19 protein-coding genes and 2 pseudogenes are annotated in these 18,899 nt (G+C 38.1%); 14 read left to right on the top strand and 7 right to left on the bottom strand.

Features of this window, described 5'->3' with window-relative positions:
* Positions 1-540: 540 nt before the first annotated feature.
* Positions 541-2,184, top strand: a complete 1,644-nt coding sequence (locus ACP6PM_RS10725) for a PP2C family protein-serine/threonine phosphatase (RefSeq protein WP_426584438.1) — start codon at positions 541-543, stop codon at positions 2,182-2,184.
* Positions 2,185-2,400: 216 nt separating this feature from the next.
* Here ACP6PM_RS10725 and ACP6PM_RS10730 read toward each other — a convergent pair whose 3' ends face one another.
* From ACP6PM_RS10730 to ACP6PM_RS10740, 3 genes are all read right to left on the bottom strand, one after another.
* Positions 2,401-2,619, bottom strand: coding sequence for a ssl0294 family protein (locus ACP6PM_RS10730; protein WP_426584440.1), 219 nt, complete (start codon positions 2,617-2,619; stop codon positions 2,401-2,403).
* A 1,384-nt stretch (positions 2,620-4,003) separates the two neighbouring features.
* Positions 4,004-4,666: a phycobilisome degradation protein NblB gene (gene nblB / locus ACP6PM_RS10735; protein WP_426584556.1), complete on the bottom strand. Its 663-nt coding sequence runs from the start codon at positions 4,664-4,666 to the stop codon at positions 4,004-4,006.
* A gap of 250 nt (positions 4,667-4,916) precedes the next feature.
* On the bottom strand, positions 4,917-5,375 hold the full coding sequence (locus ACP6PM_RS10740) for a CBS domain-containing protein (RefSeq protein WP_426584442.1): 459 nt from the start codon (positions 5,373-5,375) through the stop codon (positions 4,917-4,919).
* 194 nt (positions 5,376-5,569) lie between these two features.
* Between ACP6PM_RS10740 and ACP6PM_RS10745 the strand changes: the two genes are divergently transcribed.
* Positions 5,570-5,899, top strand: a complete 330-nt coding sequence (locus ACP6PM_RS10745) for a (2Fe-2S) ferredoxin domain-containing protein (protein WP_293109140.1) — start codon at positions 5,570-5,572, stop codon at positions 5,897-5,899.
* Between the two features lie 32 nt (positions 5,900-5,931).
* On the opposite strand, the gene ACP6PM_RS10750 is transcribed toward ACP6PM_RS10745, so the two are convergent.
* Positions 5,932-6,837, bottom strand: a complete 906-nt coding sequence (locus ACP6PM_RS10750; RefSeq protein ID WP_426584444.1) for an alpha/beta fold hydrolase — start codon at positions 6,835-6,837, stop codon at positions 5,932-5,934.
* A gap of 957 nt (positions 6,838-7,794) precedes the next feature.
* Here ACP6PM_RS10750 and ACP6PM_RS10755 point away from each other — a divergent pair.
* Positions 7,795-8,280 carry an ATP-binding protein gene (locus ACP6PM_RS10755; protein ID WP_426584446.1) on the top strand — a complete coding sequence of 162 codons (486 nt, stop codon included), beginning with the start codon at positions 7,795-7,797 and terminating at the stop codon, positions 8,278-8,280.
* A 23-nt stretch (positions 8,281-8,303) separates the two neighbouring features.
* Here the strand turns inward: ACP6PM_RS10755 and ACP6PM_RS10760 are convergent, their stop codons facing one another.
* The gene (locus ACP6PM_RS10760) at positions 8,304-8,588 is read right to left on the bottom strand and encodes a DUF6439 family protein (protein ID WP_426584447.1); all 285 of its coding nucleotides are present in this window, start codon (positions 8,586-8,588) and stop codon (positions 8,304-8,306) included.
* Positions 8,589-8,670: 82 nt separating this feature from the next.
* Between ACP6PM_RS10760 and ACP6PM_RS10765 the strand changes: the two genes are divergently transcribed.
* The 3 genes from ACP6PM_RS10765 (at position 8,671) to ACP6PM_RS10775 (ending at position 10,595) form a co-directional block, all read left to right on the top strand.
* Positions 8,671-9,084, top strand: coding sequence for a sll0565 family protein (locus ACP6PM_RS10765; protein WP_426584449.1), 414 nt, complete (start codon positions 8,671-8,673; stop codon positions 9,082-9,084).
* Positions 9,085-9,987: 903 nt separating this feature from the next.
* A complete protein-coding gene (locus ACP6PM_RS10770; RefSeq protein WP_426584451.1) occupies positions 9,988-10,464 on the top strand; it encodes an SAM-dependent methyltransferase in 477 nt (158 codons plus the stop codon).
* Complete coding sequence (locus ACP6PM_RS10775) at positions 10,446-10,595, top strand: hypothetical protein (protein ID WP_293087140.1); 150 nt, start codon at positions 10,446-10,448, stop codon at positions 10,593-10,595. Before ACP6PM_RS10770 ends, ACP6PM_RS10775 begins: the two co-directional genes overlap by 19 nt.
* Here the strand turns inward: ACP6PM_RS10775 and ACP6PM_RS10780 are convergent.
* Positions 10,535-11,556 (bottom strand): annotated as a pseudogene (locus ACP6PM_RS10780) (IS701 family transposase). The gene ACP6PM_RS10775 and the pseudogene ACP6PM_RS10780 sit on opposite strands and share 61 nt — an antisense overlap.
* Positions 11,557-11,584: 28 nt before the next feature.
* Entirely contained in the window at positions 11,585-11,752 is a 168-nt protein-coding gene (locus ACP6PM_RS10785; protein WP_426584453.1) for a hypothetical protein, read from the bottom strand.
* A gap of 29 nt (positions 11,753-11,781) precedes the next feature.
* Here ACP6PM_RS10785 and ACP6PM_RS10790 point away from each other — a divergent pair, with 29 nt between their 5' ends.
* The 8 genes and pseudogenes from ACP6PM_RS10790 to ACP6PM_RS10825 all read left to right on the top strand — a co-directional run bounded on the left by ACP6PM_RS10790 (position 11,782) and on the right by ACP6PM_RS10825 (position 18,639).
* Positions 11,782-12,171, top strand: a complete 390-nt coding sequence (locus ACP6PM_RS10790; RefSeq protein WP_426584455.1) for a class I SAM-dependent methyltransferase — start codon at positions 11,782-11,784, stop codon at positions 12,169-12,171.
* Positions 12,172-12,270: 99 nt separating this feature from the next.
* On the top strand, positions 12,271-12,750 hold the full coding sequence (locus ACP6PM_RS10795; protein ID WP_426584558.1) for a class I SAM-dependent DNA methyltransferase: 480 nt from the start codon (positions 12,271-12,273) through the stop codon (positions 12,748-12,750).
* Between the two features lie 45 nt (positions 12,751-12,795).
* Positions 12,796-13,269, top strand: a complete 474-nt coding sequence (gene panD, locus ACP6PM_RS10800) for an aspartate 1-decarboxylase (protein ID WP_426584457.1) — start codon at positions 12,796-12,798, stop codon at positions 13,267-13,269.
* 86 nt (positions 13,270-13,355) lie between these two features.
* Positions 13,356-13,460, top strand: a pseudogene (locus ACP6PM_RS10805) (transposase); the annotation flags it as partial.
* A gap of 665 nt (positions 13,461-14,125) precedes the next feature.
* Positions 14,126-14,725: an ureidoglycolate lyase gene (locus ACP6PM_RS10810; protein WP_426584459.1), complete on the top strand. Its 600-nt coding sequence runs from the start codon at positions 14,126-14,128 to the stop codon at positions 14,723-14,725.
* 26 nt (positions 14,726-14,751) lie between these two features.
* Entirely contained in the window at positions 14,752-16,074 is a 1,323-nt protein-coding gene (locus tag ACP6PM_RS10815) for a TauD/TfdA family dioxygenase (RefSeq protein ID WP_426584461.1), read from the top strand.
* An 83-nt stretch (positions 16,075-16,157) separates the two neighbouring features.
* A complete protein-coding gene (locus tag ACP6PM_RS10820) occupies positions 16,158-17,459 on the top strand; it encodes a TauD/TfdA family dioxygenase (protein ID WP_426584462.1) in 1,302 nt (433 codons plus the stop codon).
* A gap of 226 nt (positions 17,460-17,685) precedes the next feature.
* Positions 17,686-18,639 carry a DMT family transporter gene (locus tag ACP6PM_RS10825; protein ID WP_426584464.1) on the top strand — a complete coding sequence of 318 codons (954 nt, stop codon included), beginning with the start codon at positions 17,686-17,688 and terminating at the stop codon, positions 18,637-18,639.
* Positions 18,640-18,899: the final 260 nt, after the last annotated feature.

Below are 18,899 nucleotides of genomic sequence, written 5' to 3' on the forward strand. Positions count from 1 at the left end.
GATTTTAAGGTTGGCGGTTTTTTTATACATTATGGAATAAATGTTCCTAAAAATAAAGTAATAAATCTCACTAAATAGGAGAGGAAAAAGTACCGATGAAGCTCTTAGGTATATATATCTTTTAGGAGTTGATACTCTTAGATTTCCATTTTTGAGTCATTGCAGTAAAGCTAATGTATCTGAGGTTCAGGGATTAATAGAAATGTTGTTAGACAATTAGGAGGGGATGTTTATACTGCTGATGGAGAAAAAATAGGTATATTTGGTGAATCTCCCAAATTACAACTTTCTAACCTCAGTAATTTTCCGAAATCTTCTGCCAAGGATCTTCGCTATGATGACATAATCTGGTCTGGGCAAGATATGCAAACAAACTACACTATTCTTATTTGCCATGATGCTTCTAATGTCGGACCAGAATTGCTTGCTTATATTTACCGAATTGAGGAATTGCTCATATAATTTCATAATCCCGAAGTGCAACTCCTTTTAGATAGCATCTCAAAACATAGTTTAATATAAAAATAAAGGCTAAAGTCTATGTTATCAACTAATTCAACTCATCAAGCAGAAATTGAGATAAATAAACATCAGCAGAATAGCCAAAAATCTGCTATTCAAAAGTTAGCTGATTCGATTAGCGAGCGACTAAAATCAAAATTATCTCGTCGTGTAGTGCTATGTGTTTTTACTAGCATTATTGTAATTGAAGGTATTCTTTTAATTCCTTCTGTCAGAAGACGAGAACAAGAACTTCTTTCTCAAATTAAGGAAGTTTCTTCTGGAAAAGTAGCTTGGATTTTGATAACTTATCCCAACGCTTCAGGGAAAGAACTTGTCAATCATTTATCAGAACTTATACAACCTAATATGCCAATTTTAGGAGGAGATGTTTATACTGCTGATGGGCAAAAAATAGGTACATTTGGTGAATCTCCCAAATTACAACTTTCTGACCTCAGTAATTCTCGGAAATCTTCTATTAAGGATCTTTGCTATGATGACATAATCTGGTCTGGGCAAGATATGCAAACAAACTACACTATTGTTATTCGCCATGATGCTTCTAATGTCGGACCAGAATTACTTGCTTATATTTACCGAATTATTGGTTTAGTCATTATCATATCTCTATTTTTAACAATTACAGTTTGGCTATGTTTAGAACCAATTGTAATTAATCCAATTTTACTATTAAGGTGTGATTTGAATAAAGCAGGAGAAGCAATATACAACGATCGAGAACCTCCTACATTTAACTCAGTTTCTCTCCACAGAAAAGATGAATTGGGAGAAGTAATTAATGCCTTCGAGCTAATGTTTATGAAAATTTCTGAGGCAATTAGTGAGCGAAAAAAAGCCGAAGCTGCATTACAAGAAAGTCTAGAAAAAGTTGAGGCTTATTCTCAAGCTATGAATAGCGAATTAGAGAAAGGTCATCAGATGCAGAAGAACTTTTTACCTGCTGAAATTTTGCAACAAAATGGTTGGGAAATAGCAGCTTTTTTTCAACCTGCTAAACAAGTTGCTGGTGATTTTTATGATGTCTTTGAGCTTTCTAATAATACAGTTGGGTTGGTAATTGCTGATGTTTGTGACAAAGGAGTAGGAGCTGCATTATTTATGAGTTTATTCCGCAGCTTGATTAGAATTTTTTCTGGTCAAAATTCAGTTGAAGAAATGAAGAGTTTTTTGGTCAATAAAGATAACAATCATCCTTTAAAAGCCGTGGAATGTACTAATAATTATATTGCTAAAAATCATGGTGATGTAGGAATGTTTGCTACGCTTTTCTTTGGAGTTTTAGATATAAATAATGGCAAACTTACTTATATTAATGGTGGGCATGAACCACTATTTATTCTTGATGCTGCGGGAGGAATCAAGCAGGAGTTAAATTCTACAGGTCCAGCAGTAGGAATGTTACCCGATATGAATTTTAAAATTGAAGAAACTGTCTTAGAACCTGGAGAAATATTGTTAGGTTACACGGACGGCGTTCCCGAAGCTCGTAATAGTCAAGCTGAATTTTTCACTAATGAAAAATTACGCTTACTTTTAGAGAAAAAATTTACTTCAGCAGAAGATTTGCTGGAAGAGGTATCTACCAGTGTTTTGAATCATACTGGTAGTGCCACCCAGTTTGATGATATTACTTTATTATCTGTACAGCGACAGGTTTAATCTATACCAATTAGTACCGTTTTAGGGACATTTGTATAGAATGTCTCTACATTATTTTCGGTAAATATTAAATGTTATTAGACTTGTCGCTAAATAGATGGAAAAAATTGCTCAAATTAAGACACAGCAGTAATTCCAGACGTTTTAAATTGGGAATAGCTAAAATTATTACATGACAAGGGTTTGCCAGTTTTTTTTAGTTATAAAGCGACAAGTCTATTCTATAGTAATTGATTGAGGACCTTCACTTTTGCCATTATTTGCTTCTGTGCTAGAACCATTAGTGGAAGTATAACCTGTCTGCTGCTCAAGCCAAGTTTTAACAGGGTCATCATTAAGATTTAGTCGAAGCATACCAGAGAAAAAACCACCGAAGAAGGCAACTGGCTGTTCGAGCAATTCTTTTACAATTGGGGTCAGTTCATCTAAGAACATGGAGTTTTTCCTCTCGCTAATACTACTAATACTATATTTCTAATCAATTGACATCCTCCCAAGGTTGCGCTTGAGCGACAACGCGGGATTCCTAACCATTACTAATTAGTGCTTTCTGCTTTTCGCGCACCCGGCCTCTTAGATTTACTCTCTTCAGGTCTAAAGGCGCGATCCTAAAGACTTGCCAGCACTGCCTTGGGGATCTTTCCCTTGAGCGACTGGCGCTGACACTGCTAGCCCAGCAGCCTAAAATATTTAAACAAAAAACTTTTTGTTGTATATGTTGAGTTCAAGTATGGAGTGTTCCCAGTGACCATTCCTCTTCCCCATTCGCGGAGTGTCTCCGAAGGAGAATCTACCGATCTTTCTGCAGTATTACCCAAAATTGGTAATCTTTGTCAGTTAACCTGTCTATTCATATACGTCCAGGTAGGTCAGTAACCAACACATATTATACCACAAGATTGATTGTTTTTCATCCATCCCCCCTAACCCCCCTTTCAAAGCTATTCCTTATAAGGAACTCCTAAAAACCCTGTGGTCTGTGTGGTCCGTGTGTTCCGTATGGGGGGCAAAAATCTTGTCTACAATTCTCAAAAAAATGTCTAATTCAATACACTTTTCTCATAAAAAAGCCACTCCAAGACCTATACATAACTTGTCTATTTTGTCAAAATTTCTGTTAAGAAAGATGTTTATAAAGGATAGCTTTCAAAGGGGGGATGGAGAGCGCGGGTCTTCAAACAACCTTAAGATGAAATTATTCAGTCGTATTATTACATACTTCCACACTAACCTTCCAGTATAGTGCGAGCTTCTTGATTCACAGTCCCAGTATCCCGTCGGACAGGCCTGTACTTTTTAGTTTACTCTCGATTCATCTCACGCGCTTCTCACAGATTATGGAGTAAGGCTTCTCAACCCTCTAGCTAAGGTATTGATATCCTTAAAATTAAACTAATGAGCACCTAATTTTGTTGACACTACATATAGTATCTTTGCGTAAATCTTGTAATTATTAATTATTAGACATCTCTATCTAGATAAAGAGGGAGTAGGGAGTAGGGGGAAATAATTGATGATTTATGTACGATAATTGATTTTATTTTTTATTATTGGAAATTTCTATTGATTATTTAGTAAACCCACACAGGTTAGGGGACTTATGCAATACCTAAAACGAGGATATACCAATAATTAACTTTCTTTATTCTGACCAAAAAATAAGGTCAATAGCTTCCCCTTTTAAGGGTATGAAAATAATAAACTTCAATATTTCAAGGATCTAGCTTCATCGGTCGGTATTGTTAACTGTTAGCGAAGCTCCTCAGCAGGAGGCTAACTGATAACTGAAATGACCTGTAGCCTTCTGCCTTTTACTGTACTAGCTACTTTGAGATAGCTTGGCCTCCTGAGCAACCTGGTCAACTCGATCGCTAGCCAACTGTGCTATTATTTGTTTTGCTTCTGGACTTCCTAACCTATGCAAAGCTTGTACAAGTCTATACCGGATTTGCCAGTCACTATGGACAGCAAAAGGTTTTAGTAAAGGAATAGCTGCTAAATTTCCTAGTTCGCCTAGGGCACTAATGGCCATAGTCTGTATTAGTTCATTGTCTGATTTCAGAGCATCTTCTAGTAAAGATAATGCTTTTGGTTCCCCCATTTCTCCTATTGCTGCAACTATACTAACTTTCACTAACCATTCTGGAGTATTCTGGTATACCTGTTGTAGGTCATCAAAAGCTTCGGTGATTTTTAATCCTCCTAGAGCATCTGCTGCTGCTGCTTGGACATCTGGTTCAGGATCGTTGAGCAGACAGTCACGCAATATTTCTTGGGATATTGTTAAATTTTGTTTTCCCAAGCTTGACATTTGACTCACCGCAGCGTACCGAACACGAGTATCTTGGTCTTTGATCGAAGTTTGAATTAATTCAAAAGCCTTCTCTGGTTCTATTTGACGCAATTGATTAACTCCACGTAAGCGATCGCCTAACTCTTCAGATATTAGTAGTTGCTGAATTGAATCTGGGGTAACACTCATTTCCATAAGTTCTATATGTTTTAATTTTTCTAAGCTCTCTACCCTTAAATATCGCGATTATAAATATTTCTTTTTTACCTAGCATCATACCTTCATTAGCAGTTTTAATCAATGCTCTATCTTGAGCAACTGCTCAGTATGAGGCTTAATCTTATCGCAATGTGAATTATCATTATCTATAATTAATTATTACATTTGTTTTTGTTGATTTTTGCTCCCCTACCATAAATTGTGTTGAATAAGATCAAAGTTACTCAGTTGCCATAGCTCTAATAATGTCTCCACGAGTTAGTATACCAATCACTTCGCCATTATTATTTAGCACTGGCAACCGATGAATATTACGCTCGTGCATAAGTCTAGCTGCTGCTGGGAGAGGTTTTTCAGGTGTAGTAGTTAGAGGATTTTTAGTCATTACTTCCCCAACAGTTTCTCCTAAAGCTTTGTGAATTTCTTTTTCATAGCGAGCTGGATTTTCTAGGAAAATAACACTATCTAGGAGCATAATGTAAGGTGGAGGTGTGACTCCACTTTCTTGCCACATCAAATCTGTTTCTGATACTATCCCAACTAATTTTCCCTTGTCATTAACTACGGGAAGACCACTAATACGTTGTTCTGCCAAAATTTTAATTGCTTCTTTCAAAGGCATTTCTGGTTTGGCAGTGATTGGATTATGGCTCATAACGTCTGATACAGTCTTGGTCATACTTACCTTTAGCTTTTTTTTCTAGTTAGAGTAATGATGATAGCTATAAAATAAAAATAAAAATACAAATTTTCCTTTTTACTTTGTTGCTTCAATGGTAATCATAAAAGAAAGTGCGACGTGCTGTACCATCACACCATGATTAAATCAAAGCTTACAATACAGAATAAAGCTATATTAAGAATTTATGATTAATGTCAACATCTGAAGGCCAAAAACAGGAAACTAACTCTGGCGATCGTTATGTATTTGTTTGCCAGAATCAGTCTTGTCTGCGCCACAACTCTCAAGAAGTCCTCAAGACCTTTAAAGCTGAGACAGAAAATTTGGTTGATGTGAATGTTGAGGCCAGTGGTTGTCTCGGCCAATGTAGTACTGGCCCTACAGTACGAGTTATCCCGGATGAAATTTGGTATTATCGAGTCCAACCTGATAATGTCCCATTAATAGTTTTACAACATCTCAAGGGCAATAAACCTGTAGATGATATGCTCAATCCTAGAATCCATCCTCGTTTTTACTGATCGACAAATAATAGAAACCTGTACTCCATATCCTAAAGCCTTTTAACCGCCGCGAAAACCCATTCCTGAATTAATTTATTAACTTGCTCAGGAACTTCGTCATGGGGACAATGACCTGCTTTTAAGAAGTATTCTGTTAACTGAGGATAATATTTGCGAAATTGGGCACTTCTGGTTTGGGTTTTAATCCAAGGGTCAGCTTCTCCCCAAAGCATCAGTAGGGGACAGTTTAACTGACCTAACAATAAATCCACTTTTTGGCCAGATGGTGTCTTAAACATAGAGGCAAAGACTTTGGCTGCACCAGGGTCGCAAGAAGGTCGATATATATCTTCTATTAATTGATCTGTAATAGCACTTTGATCTAAATAAACTTTCTGTAGTGTTTTTCTAATAGTGCTACGTCGTCGCGTCCATTGAAATAATAAAAAACTAGGTAAGTCTTGCAACAGTAACCACTTTGTGCTTTGAGAAATAACTTTTCTCCATAAGGGAGGTTTAGAAATGGTCTGAGATTCAGTAAATGATCCGGCACTGTTAATGAGTATTAAACCTACTGCAGAAGTTGGATATTGAGCTGCTACAGATAATCCTGTATAGCCTCCAAGAGAATTTCCTGCTAAGACTACCGATCTACCAATGACTTCGGTAATAAAGTCATTGATCTGTTCTTGCCATAGCTGACCACTATATTGCCAGTTTGGTTTGCCTGAACGTCCAAATCCCAGTAAGTCAATAGCCCAAACTTGAAAAAACTGGCTGAGACCTGCAACATTTTTCCGCCAATGGTCTGTGGATCCTCCAAAGCCATGTATTAATAGTAAGGGTGGGTGTGGTTGTTCAGGCTTACCTGCACATAAGTAGTAGATTGGCTGATCTCGCCATTGCCAATAACTACCAGGAACTGTAGCTGTGGTAAACACCGATTTACTTAACATATATTATTAAAGACTATAAAGATTTATTAAATTACATTAAATACTATATCAAAAATTAAATGGGATCGAATTATCTTAATTCCCAGAATGTCGATCATCAATGATCCCAATAAAAATATAAGGAATTAGGATACAGGAGTTAAAATCAATCTTTGCCTTTGGATTCAAACCCAACTAATTGCAGACACGGCCAGTGACTGTGGGGAGATTTGACCGCCTATAACCTCCAGTTAGGAGTTATCTCAATACCCTATAGAACCCATTTGGGATCTATTTAAAAAGATATGAGGAGATAGGGAGATTGGGGGATCGGGGGATCGGGGGATCGGGGGATCGGGGGATTGGAAGTATTTTTCAACCTTTTTCTGATATTTGCTCTCCCTGCCTCCTGAATCCTGCTAAAAAATTTAATCGCGGGCCTTGATACCCAATGACTTATATATCTATAATCTACCTGTTTTTTAACTACCGATTTAGTTCTCCAAAGTTCCTAGTCGTTTGCCCAGCATATTCTTCAGGAGAAAGCTATTCACAAAACGCCTGGGCACAAAAAACAATAACCTAGCAGACTTTGATATTTTGAGGGTGAAAATAGGTGAAAGCTCTACAGGGTATGGGAAAATAGCTCAATAGCCTTAAAATGTCTCGAATCTAGATAGATAAATAAACAGGCTAATTTAGAGATTAAACCTTTACGATGTAATCCTTTAATGCTATCTTTATAGTGTTTTTTACTCAAGTATTAAGAGTAGATATTAGATTATTTTGTAGAACATCTCCGAGAATTTACACTAATTCTGCTTAGGTACTTTATTTTTTCCAAGAGTTTTGATACTATAGAAAATATGAGGGCAGCGATGCTCAAATAAAAGCTTTTTGAACTGTAGAGGAGATTGACAACTCTTGAAAAGAGTAGTTGTTGAATATACCCCATACAAAGGCTAGGGAGTTTTTTAAGTGATTGCTATATCATCACGTCCACGTCAAATAGATCAAAATTGGGTGACAATTAGCTTCGCTTCTACCCTCTATTTGTGTCCGATCCTCGATCTGCTACTGGCAGATGTTCCTAAACACTGGCATCCAGAACTGCGATTAGGATTACAAGAGGCGTTAGTAAATGCGACAAAGCATGGGAATAATTTAGACCCCACTAAAACAGTTTTAGTCCGTTTTTCAATTGTCAAAGACCACTACTGGTGGGTGATATCAGATCAAGGTCCTGGTTTTAAACCACCTTGTAGACCCAACCAAAACAACCAAAAAATTGCAGCAGATGATGATCCGGAAAACTACACAGATTGTGACGATGAAAAAGAATGTGGTCGAGGAATATACATTATCTACCAAGTTTTCGATTATATTGAATGGAATTCCAAGGGCACAGAGTTAATGCTATGCAAAAAGGTAAGGAATAACTCTAGATTGCCCTTGGTACGATGAATAATTAACTGAAGTAAAACAGATTAATTTTTCTGAGAACCATGACCTGGACATGGAGGAGCTGAAATTGAGCGATCTAACCAGTTAGTAGCTTGGTTTAGGCGTGCGATCGCTTCAGTGGGTTGACCCTTAATCAGAAAAACTAAGCCAGCTATAGTTAGCTCTAATGCACGAACTTGGCGATTAGATTTCAGTCGATGCCAGTCTCTTTCTGGTATAGCTAGTCTTTCGGCTAAAGCTTGGGCTAGTTCTAGTGTGCTATATTCTTGTAAATCTCTATGATTAGAAGTATCTACTTTGTTAGTCATAGTTGTAAGGTTTGAGTTAGAGTTAAGCATATCTACTTAAATAATGTTTTCCAGTGAACTTACTATACTTAAGTATGCCAGGATGAATCCTTTTCCAGAACATTCTCCAAAAAAATTAAATGATGAGTGTTCAAATTATGCCCCAGTTAATCAGGACTCAGAAGTTTCAGACATGGAACTGGCACAAGCATTGGCCGAGGTAGAACATAATCTTGCTGCTGTAAAAGAACGTTATTCTCAAGTTCAGTATTACCAGAAACGCAAAGTAGAACTCCAGCATCGTTTAGAAGAAGTACGACCCGAAGTACGTCGCCAAAAAACTCATAAATTGCGAGAAGAGTTACAACAGATACAGACAGAATTAGAAACAATAGAATTAAACCTAGAAAGCAGTTTATTTGGTTGGAATAGCATAAAAGAACCATTTTGGCAAGCTTTGAGATTCGGAGGTTTAGGAATTGTTATTGGTTGGCTCTTAAAATCTTGTGCTGGATAATGTCAAACTATTAGACTTCTCCAAAAATGAAAAATCAAATCAATTCTTATCCATAAATTATCAATTACTCCCCTCTGTTCCCTGTTCCCTCTTTTCTGGAGATGTCTCTTCAGCTTTTGTCCTATATTTATTAACATCTGTATTCCAGCCAGAGATTTTTAGTCAGAGATTATTAGACTTGTCCCGTGATAATATAAAAAATTGTAAAAATTCTGCCCTGTAAAGCTTGTTGCTATTGGTCTGCTGTACAAAACTTAGACAATTGGCAAAACTAGGTAAAACCTGACCCACCCCCATCCCCTCCCAGGAGGGGAGCTAGAGGGGTGGGTGATGTTTGTTTATTGCTTTAACCTGGAGAGTCAGATCTTGCCAGTTCACAAGCGTAAATTCGGGTACAGTCCACCCCAGTATATTGATTTAGTTCTCCTAATCGAGATCGAACCAATAGGCCATTGAAGTCCCTATCTATTTTATTACCTCCGGCGCTTATTATAAAGTACGGTTGTAAAAATTCCAAATATTCCCCCATTGTTTTAGGGCTATTTCGTTCTCTAAGGTTAGTCACGAAAATATAAAGATTAGAGTAGCTTTTGCTTATTTCTGGAGTAAAACTTTTTCAGAGAATGAAATAGCCCTGACATTGTTTTATCTGTTATTGCCAGGGATATTAATACTAGCAACTATAGCAGGGAACAGGGAACACTTAACTGGGAACAGTTGGAAAAGTATTTCCTAGTCTAAAATTCATCATCAGTCCATGTCCTAACCAATTCTTTCTTAGCTATATCTCCCAAAATATTTAAAATAATTTCTCTGTCATTGTTTTAGCGATTTTTTATCACCCTAAAGTCACAAAAGTGGGATAATAAACCAGATAGACAGAGAAATGAAATAAAAAAAAGCATGAGACAAAGCAAATTTTCTGAGACCAATACAGAGCTATTTTATGATAGTGAAGATAGCCTTTATCGAAGTTTTTGGGACTCAGAAGGCAGTTTACATTGGGGCTATTTTGAGAACTTAACAGATGCCAAAGTAGAAGACTTTATTACTGCTTGTCAATACTGGAACGAATATATGCTCTCCCAGAGTGGCATAACTAAAGATTCTCGCGTATTAGACCTTGGCTGTGGTAATGGCAACACTGCTGTATGGTTATCCCAACAGACAGACTGTGAAGTAGTGGGAGTCGATCTTAGTGGTGTGCGCATTGAGAATGCTAAAGCTAAAGCACAGGAGTATCCTTCATTAAGACTGGAATTTGAGAAAGCATCGGCAACAAACCTACCCTATGAGGAGGGGAGCTTTACCCATGTTTGGAGTCAAGCAACATTGTCAGGACTTACGCAAGGACACTATATATGGTGTCTACTAATTTAGGCGATCGCTATAATTTTTCGAGCGATCGCCTCAAGATTTTTGCCATTTTTCAAACAATAGTAAAAAATACCTATAAAATCAAAATACCCCTGAACTTTATTGTGGGATTTTTCAGTTCTTGGAGAAGATAATCTGAGAGTAATTCATGTTTGACTTGATAGATAGTTTTTCCTATTTTAACTGCTAATATGCATAAAAAATTCCAGACTAACATGGCACAAGCTATATGATTTTTTTGAATTTGACTAATACGACATTGACAAAATTCTATGCCTGTTAATTGCTTGATTTCTCTGTGAAACTCTTCTATTTTCCATCTAGTCTGAGACTCAAACTCTACAGCATAAATGCGAAGATTGACTTAAGTCATTAGTTACAATATATTCTGTTCTATTGGTAGAAATAGTTGCCCAGAATAGCTTGACTTTCTTATCCCTTGGAAAACCTTTAACTTTAATTATTTTACCTGATATTTTTTCTGATTCATTCCAACATAATTCTCCTATTTTTTTATATTTTTCTACACCTCCAGTATCATCTACTAGACGATTTCTTTTTAAGGGACAGTAATATATTTTTCCCATATTATCTATCAATCCCATTAACCTTTGAGTTGCGTACCAACTATCCATTAACACAGTTTTAAATGGTATTTTTTTCCGGTTTACCAGACATAAAATCATTTCTTCTACATGATCTATTTTGGTCTTTTTATCGGTATCTGGGTCATAAATTCGATAATCTATTAGCCAAAATTGTTCGATTTGGGGATTGAAATATATACAATTTACTATCCCTATACCACGAACTACTTTATGCTCATTACCACTGTACTGTCTCCTAACTAACTCAATTTTATTACTATGTTCTTTGTTGAGAACTGTATCATCAAAGATTAAATAAGCTTCTGTATTAGTTACAATTTCTTCTTTAACATTTCTCCATAAGTCCTGGTCATCAAAATTTTCAATTTTTAAATAACGATTTATCCTGTCATGGCTAATATTTTCTAGGTGATTTGCTAAAGAGCGTGATAGTATAATTTGTATGAGAATTGAGTAAATATTGGTATGGGATCAATATAGTTAAAATTCATATAGCTAGCTCAAATTAACTAATATTATTTTCTCATAATTAGAGTATTTTGGCAAATTTTATTTACAGTTAGCAACATTTTTAACCCGTGAAAATTAACTATATTAGTGTCCTCTTTAATATAAGTTATGATGATTTTTTGATTCAAGCGATCGCTATAATTTTCCAAGCGATCGCCTAAATTAGTAGACACTATATATAGTGTCCTTGCGTAAGTCCTGATTGTATCATGTTCACGATCGCCATCAAGCTTTACGGGAAATTTATCGTGTACTTGAGGAAAAAGGTACGTTCATATTTGATGACCTGGTGTCACCTACACAGAAAATCAACAAAATAGCCCGCAAATATGTCTACGATCGATTGCTATTTGAACCAATATTTAGCTTGGACTCCTATAAAGATTTCCTCGCCCAGTTAGGGTTTATGGTTTTGGCAACTAAAGATTTGAAGGAGCATTTGCACAAGAGTTATGGGTTACTTTCCCAGTTGGCTTTACCTCAATATCCAGAACTGAGCGCAGCTTACGATCAAATGTGCGAGGCAATTCAAACCGATCAATTAGGTTGGGGTTATTACTTATGTGAAAAAGTTAGCGATCGCTTATCCTAGATATACGAAACTCAGGACTCCCAGAAATTGTAGGATAAATACGATGCTTGGTCAAGTATCTATGATGCTGAATTAGATCGACCTTATCGTGTCAGTCCAATTAAGTCAGCTCATACCTTAGCCAAAATACTGCCGAATCAAGAGGCAAGTATTCTAGATGCGGGAGCGGGAACAGGAATGGTGGGAGAAGCTTTAGCAGAACTGGGATATAGGAATCTGACTGCCATTGACTTCTCGGAGCAGATGCTAGAAATCGCTCGGAAAAAGCAAGTTTACAAGACTTTATATCAAGAAAATTTAGAAGTCCCACTCAATTGTTTTCCTCCTTTTAGCTTTGATGCTGTTATCTCAGTCGGTGTTTTTACTTTTGGTCATACCGATCCAAAAGCTTTACATAATTTAGACTCTTTGTTAAAATCAGGAGGCTATTTCGTCCTGACTGTGCGTGTAGACTATTATCAGGATAATAAAGCTTTCCATGAGGTACTCAAAGAACTATCATGGCAATTAATCAACCGAGAAGAATTGACAATCTTTGAGACTGAACCTATGTATGTTTTAGTCTTCCAAAAAGAATAGTTTTCGATTGATTCTATTAACATTATTGAGGAGAAAAAAAATAAAATGGGGACCATAAAGCTGATGCACGCCAAGCTACATCAAGTCCGTGTCACAGAAGCCAACCGCCACTATGTAGGTAGTATTACCATTGACCAAGAACTTCTGGAAAAAGTGGGAATTCTACCTTTAGAAGAAGTAGAAATTGTTAACATAGAGAATGGGAATCGCTGGAATACTTATGTATTGCCAGGAAAGGCAGGAAAAGGAGAAATTTGTCCTAATGGGGGTGGTGCCCTATTGTGTGAAGTTGGAGATGTGTTAATTATTTGGGCAAACAAACATTGCGATCGCGCTGAAGTTATGCGTGAGGGACATCAAGCGCGAGTGTTGCTTGCTGACAAAAATAACCAAGTTAAGGAAGTTTTCTACCAAACTCTTACTCCCAATGGCGGAACGTTAGAGTACAATGGCTATGAAACGGCTAACGGCAAACAACTGACAAATTCTCCAGTTATGGTAAGGGTGATTAACTGTTGAATGAAAATTGTATAAAGTAGTTGCTATTTGTAGAAAAGTGTTGTAATATTAAACAGCTAATAACTCTAATTAATTATAGTGGGTGAATGCGACTTGTTGACAGACATATTATTAACCGAACACATAACTTTTGGCGGGTGTGTGATGAGTTAGCCTTTAAATCAAAAAACTTGTACAACTTGGCTAATTATTAAAGAAATTCCCAGAGGCATTTACTGCCGAGGGAATAGTGAGCTGTGCCGTACAGCCAGTATTGGTTAATCCAATATCAAGATATTAAGCTGTCACGATTTTCTACAGTTTAGTTCGTACGGTTTGAAAGATTAAATGAGAATTGAGCTATCGATCGCCTAATTTTAAAAGCAAGACAAATATAGCGCTACACGCAAGTTAAAACTCAAAAGTCATGCATCGAGTGTGTAATTCTGAGGTCTCCACTTCCTGCGGAAAGGCTTCGCCAACAGAATGTAAGACACACTCAAGACAGTCAAAAATAATCTCTGAGTGAGTTTGAGCATTTATACTAAATCCTGTTTTAAAAAAACAGTTTTCAGTAAACGGCAAAAACCCTGTAGAGACCTTGCATGCAAGGTCTTTACAGACTGGTAATATAACTTGGTTTTAATAATCGGATTTGGTATTATAAGTGTCCTAGCCTATTTGCATAGTGCTATAGCAGGGAACAGGGAACACTTAACTGGGAACAGTGTTTCCTAGTCTAAGATTCATCATCAGTTTATGTCCTAATCGCCCTGGCTATTGCTATATATAATAAAATAGCCAATCGCTCTCAAGAGTTTTGAGGCGACAATTTCTATAGTATAGTCAATAATGAGGAATAATAAACAAAACAAAAATGGCAAACTACTATCAGGTTCCCTTAAAAAGACTGAATTCAGAAAATGCTCAAGGAATGGGAGTTTGCTTCACCACATTTGAAGATGTGGAGATAGATTTGTGCAGATGGCCGACTCAAGGTAAACGACCTCTTATTTCTGTAGGAGGTTACGGTGCTGTTCTTGAAGAAGAGTTCAAAGTCTATTGGCGGGGTTCGACAGTCTTTTCTGCTGGTCATCAGAATGCTCGCGGTGGTGCAACAGGTAAGATAGTGTCTGACCCAAAAAGTCAGTCCAAGTATGTTCTGTTAAATTGGCTAAGTGCGCATCTGGATGCAGGAGAAGCTTTGATGCCTAAAAATGGTGAACCGAGTATATTTCTTGTAGCTCCTCCTAAAGAAGACGTCAAGCCAGAAGATTTTGTAGCTCTTTATTCAGATGGTAGCTGTGGTATATCAATGCACGCTGGAGTATGGCACACAGCTCCTCTATCACTTTCAGAAAAAGAAGTAGTTTATCAGCGAAAGCAAGGCAGTATCTATGCTACAATAGATTGTCTTTTGTTGAAAGAACACAACACTTGGTTAAAAATTCCCCTACGTCAACCTGAAGCAGTTTAACTAACTCTATTAATCAATAAATTAAGATGAAAACTCTAGTTCAGCAACTCAAAAGTGCTTTTCGGATCGAATCAGTTGCAACCGTCGATAACGGGGTGCAGGTCACTTGGAAAGACGGTCACGAAAGCTTTTATCACAACCTCTGGCTGCGGGATACTTGCCACTCTCCAAAATGTTTTCAGCCGGATACATTGAGCCTTAATAGTGGAGAAGGGGAAGGACACGACCCTCTGAAAATGCCACTAAACCCAATCCCTCAAACAGTCAAAATTGACGGCGAAGGAAATTTGGATATTATTTGGGGAGGTGAAGAAGCAGGACATCACAGCGTATACAATCCATCCTGGTTGCGAGTTCACTGTCAAAAAGACCCTGCCCTGAAACAGGGACGAAAACCCTTGCTGTGGGATTCATCACTAGAAATCCCTCATTTCGATTACCATGAGGTGATGAAAGATGAGTGGGTACTATTGGATTGGTTGGAAAAAATGGTAGAATTGGGAGTAGCAATAATTGACAACTTTCCCAAAAATAAAGCAAGTTTTCAGCTCCTAGTAGAGCGTGTTGGGCCGATCCAAGAGCGATATCATCCTACTCACATATTTACCCTAGATACATCAAACAAACTGGCAGGAAATATTCACCATGCTTATCAGTATATGGAACGTTTGCACAATCATACAGATCATATTTCCTATAACGTTCCTCCCCGACTGCAATTTCTGGGGTGTATTGAATACGATAACCCTGACAATGACAAACAGGCTTATTCTACCCTAGTAGATGGCTTCAAAATAGCAGAAGTTCTCAGGACGCAGCAGCCAAAATTTTTCGAGTTACTGACTCAAGAGTATGTGCCAACCGGTCGCAGGCGGGTAGCTGGTGTAGAAGAAAAAGTATCCCCTGGTGAAAAGAATACTAAGAAGTACCAATGGGAAACGTATCATAGGCAGCACGTCATTAACTTGGATGAAAATGGTGTAGTATATCAGATTCGTTACCATGAAAACGATCGAGTACCACTAAATATTTCCCATGATAAAATTCAAGACTTATATGCCGCTTACCAAGCATTTACAGCCTTAGCTGAATCTCCGGAATATAGTGCGGAATTTTTGATTGCACCAGGACAGGTATTAGTTAATGATAACTGGCGATTGCTCCACGGGCGGACAGCTATTCATAATCCTGGGCTACGAAGAATTTTACTAGGGGCGTATATGAAGCCAGAAACATTCCGCAGCAGACGGAGAATTTTGCTTGGGAAAAAAAGTGGGATGCCAGATATGTGGTTAATGGGATGTTCGGACCGCGCTTTAGAAATTCTGGCAGACCGCATGAATCCTTGAAAAAAATAGATTATGGCTTAATTTAGTCATTCGTATTGTTTAATTTTTAGTTGAATATCTTTTAAGAATATTGAGGTAGTAGGATGACAACAGTATTGCAACAACTTAAACCTGCTTTTCGGATTGAATCCGTAGCAACAACTGACAATGGTGTAAACATTACTTGGAAAGATGGCCACGAAAGTTTTTACCATAACCTTTGGCTTTTAGATAGCTGTCGGTCTCCTAAATTCTTTGACCGAGATACTTTGAGCATCACCAGCGGGCACGATTTGCTCAAAATTCCTTTAAACCCAACACCCCAAGAGGTTAAGCTCGATCGCGAAGGTAATTTAGATATTGTTTGGGGCGGGGAGCAAACAGGGCATCAAAGCGTTTTTGATGCTTCATGGCTACGGGTTCACTGTCAAAATGAACCAGCACTCAAACAACGACGCCAAGCTCTACTGTGGGATTCGTCAGTGTCAGTGCCTCATTTTGACTACCATGAAGCGATGAAAGATGATGGGGTGTTATTGCTGTTCCTGAATAAGATAGTCGAACTAGGGGTGGCAATTATTGACAATGCTCCCAAGGATGAAGAGAGCTTTCGGGCAATCGTAGAACGAGTAGGACCTCTGCGACAACGATACCATCCCAGCAATGTGTTTACGATGGATAGGGGCGACATAAAAGCCCAGGGTATCCAACATTCCTATCAAGTGGGAAGGTTAAGAAATCATACTGATGTTACTGCTTATGACATTCCCACTGGGCTGCAATTTCTGGAATGTATCCTCTATGAGAACCCAGATGGCGATCGCCAAGCATATTCTACGGTAGTTGATGGTTTTAAACTGGCAGAGGTAATCAAAACAGAAAATCCCTGGTTTTTCGAGTTGCTAACTACGGAATATATACCAGCAGGTCGTAGGCGGCTTTCAGTTGAGGAGAAATTATCAGAGAATGATTCCAGTGCTAGAAAGTACGAATGGGATGCTTATCGGCACAACCATGTAATTAATTTGGATGAAAATGGAGAAGTGTATCAGATTAAGTACAATCACAATACGCGAGTACCTTTGGTGGTTTCTGACGATAAGATTCACGACCTATTGGCAGCCTATCGCCGATTTTCAGAACTTTTGCAAGCTCCTGAATATAATGCCGAATTTTTGCTGACTCCAGGAGAGATATTGGTGGTTGACAACTGGCGAGTTCTTCACGGAAGAACGGGAATTTGGAATCCTGCTCTCAAACGAATTGTTTTAGGAGCTTATTTAGAAGAGGAAAGCTTCCGCTGCCGACGACGAATTTTATTGGGAGACAAAACCGGGATGTCAGACTTATGGTTAATGGGATGTTCAGACCGCGCTTTGGAAATTCTGACAGACAGATATTTATAGATCCCAAATGGGTTCTATGATCGGGAGTAGGGGAGTAGGGGAGTAAGGGAGGAAGAGACCCACCCCTAACCCCTCCCAGGAGGGGAATCGAGTATTGGAGGTATATGGGATATTTTTCAGCCTTTTTCTCCTCTTGCCTAATTCTTACAATTGAAAAAAACTCTTCTGCCTCCCCCCTTTCAAAGCCTTCCTTTCACCAAAGTATAAGTATTCAGGCGGACATGATATGACTAATCAACTGAAATATTGGCAACAGCAATCCTTGGGAACACCTGTGGCGATTGCCATGGCTTCATTATTTGCAGCTTTAATTATCCAAGCCTTAAACCCAATTCTAATTAGATTGAGCGAAAGCGAAGTCAGTCCAAATGCCGCAATCTTTCATCGCTTCTGGATTACTCTTGCTATAGTGGGGCTGTGGAATGGACTTCAAATAGCAGGATATCCACAATCTGACAAGGAAGTTGAAGCAAATTCAGCATATACAACTCAAGTGCTGTGGCTGTTGCTAGCAATGGGAATTATGGGTGGTACTGCCATGCTACTTTGGGCGTGGTCTTTAACTCAAACTTCAATTGCCAATTCAGCCCTTGCCTTTAGTATGACTCCTTTATTCACTTGTTTTTTAGAATGGCTAGTTTGGGGTAGGCGCTTCGATCTAAAATTTGGCATCGGGATGGCGATCGCGATAGTCGGAAGTTGTGCCTTGGGAGCCAAGGATTTCTCATACAACGCGCTTTACCTACAAGGCGATGCCATTGCCTTGCTAGGGGCAGTTTTTTATGCTGTTTACTTGATGCTTGCAGAAAAACTGCGAACTCAGTTGACGGCAATAATAATATTACTTTGGCGCTACGCAGTTAGCATTGTATTAACTTTACCTTTGATATTCATTGGTGGCGATGGCATTTTTCCCTATTCTTGGATGGGTTGGTTTTTCCTGATTCTCCTAGCCGCCACCACTGCTTCTCAGGTACTTATAGTTTATAGTCTCAAGCAGTTACCCTCTAGTTTGGTCGCCCTGGTCTTGCTCATAGATCCGGTCTTAACCGCTATTCTAGCTTGGATTATCTTCTCTGAACAACTAGGCTGGTTGAACTGGATCGCTTTTGCAGTAATTTTGTTAGGTGTTTACCTTGCCACCTCCAGCAAATCTGCTGTTAAGACTCAAACAGAGTGATAGTTGGGCGACTTAAAATTTTAGTTTTTTTTGAATATGGCTGAAGCTCTAGGGATGGCAAAAAATGCCGATTTCTAGAGCTTTTCTTGACAAAGAAAAACTTTATTTGATTGATAGTTTATGCTAAATTTTATATAATATCATGTCCGGTAAATTAGTGATAAAAAAATTTTCTCTTATTCCTTATTCCTTCTTCCTTCTTTCTTCCCTCCTGACTCCTGACTCCTGACTCCTCCGTAGTTTATTTATAAGTATTCAAC

This window comes from Dapis brunnea BLCC-M229 (assembly GCF_050015995.1).
GTDB lineage: Bacteria > Cyanobacteriota > Cyanobacteriia > Cyanobacteriales > Microcoleaceae > Trichodesmium.

Coding starts and splice junctions, on each gene's coding strand:
- ACP6PM_RS10725 (WP_426584438.1), top strand. CDS start 541: ATGTTATCAACTAATTCAACTCATCAAGCAGAAATTGAGATAAATAAA.
- ACP6PM_RS10730 (WP_426584440.1), bottom strand. CDS start 2,619: ATGTTCTTAGATGAACTGACCCCAATTGTAAAAGAATTGCTCGAACAG.
- nblB (WP_426584556.1), bottom strand. CDS start 4,666: ATGAGTGTTACCCCAGATTCAATTCAGCAACTACTAATATCTGAAGAG.
- ACP6PM_RS10740 (WP_426584442.1), bottom strand. CDS start 5,375: ATGACCAAGACTGTATCAGACGTTATGAGCCATAATCCAATCACTGCC.
- ACP6PM_RS10745 (WP_293109140.1), top strand. CDS start 5,570: ATGTCAACATCTGAAGGCCAAAAACAGGAAACTAACTCTGGCGATCGT.
- ACP6PM_RS10750 (WP_426584444.1), bottom strand. CDS start 6,837: ATGTTAAGTAAATCGGTGTTTACCACAGCTACAGTTCCTGGTAGTTAT.
- ACP6PM_RS10760 (WP_426584447.1), bottom strand. CDS start 8,588: ATGACTAACAAAGTAGATACTTCTAATCATAGAGATTTACAAGAATAT.
- ACP6PM_RS10765 (WP_426584449.1), top strand. CDS start 8,671: ATGAATCCTTTTCCAGAACATTCTCCAAAAAAATTAAATGATGAGTGT.
- ACP6PM_RS10770 (WP_426584451.1), top strand. CDS start 9,988: ATGAGACAAAGCAAATTTTCTGAGACCAATACAGAGCTATTTTATGAT.
- ACP6PM_RS10775 (WP_293087140.1), top strand. CDS start 10,446: ATGGTGTCTACTAATTTAGGCGATCGCTATAATTTTTCGAGCGATCGC.
- panD (WP_426584457.1), top strand. CDS start 12,796: ATGGGGACCATAAAGCTGATGCACGCCAAGCTACATCAAGTCCGTGTC.
- ACP6PM_RS10810 (WP_426584459.1), top strand. CDS start 14,126: ATGGCAAACTACTATCAGGTTCCCTTAAAAAGACTGAATTCAGAAAAT.
- ACP6PM_RS10815 (WP_426584461.1), top strand. CDS start 14,752: ATGAAAACTCTAGTTCAGCAACTCAAAAGTGCTTTTCGGATCGAATCA.
- ACP6PM_RS10820 (WP_426584462.1), top strand. CDS start 16,158: ATGACAACAGTATTGCAACAACTTAAACCTGCTTTTCGGATTGAATCC.
- ACP6PM_RS10825 (WP_426584464.1), top strand. CDS start 17,686: ATGACTAATCAACTGAAATATTGGCAACAGCAATCCTTGGGAACACCT.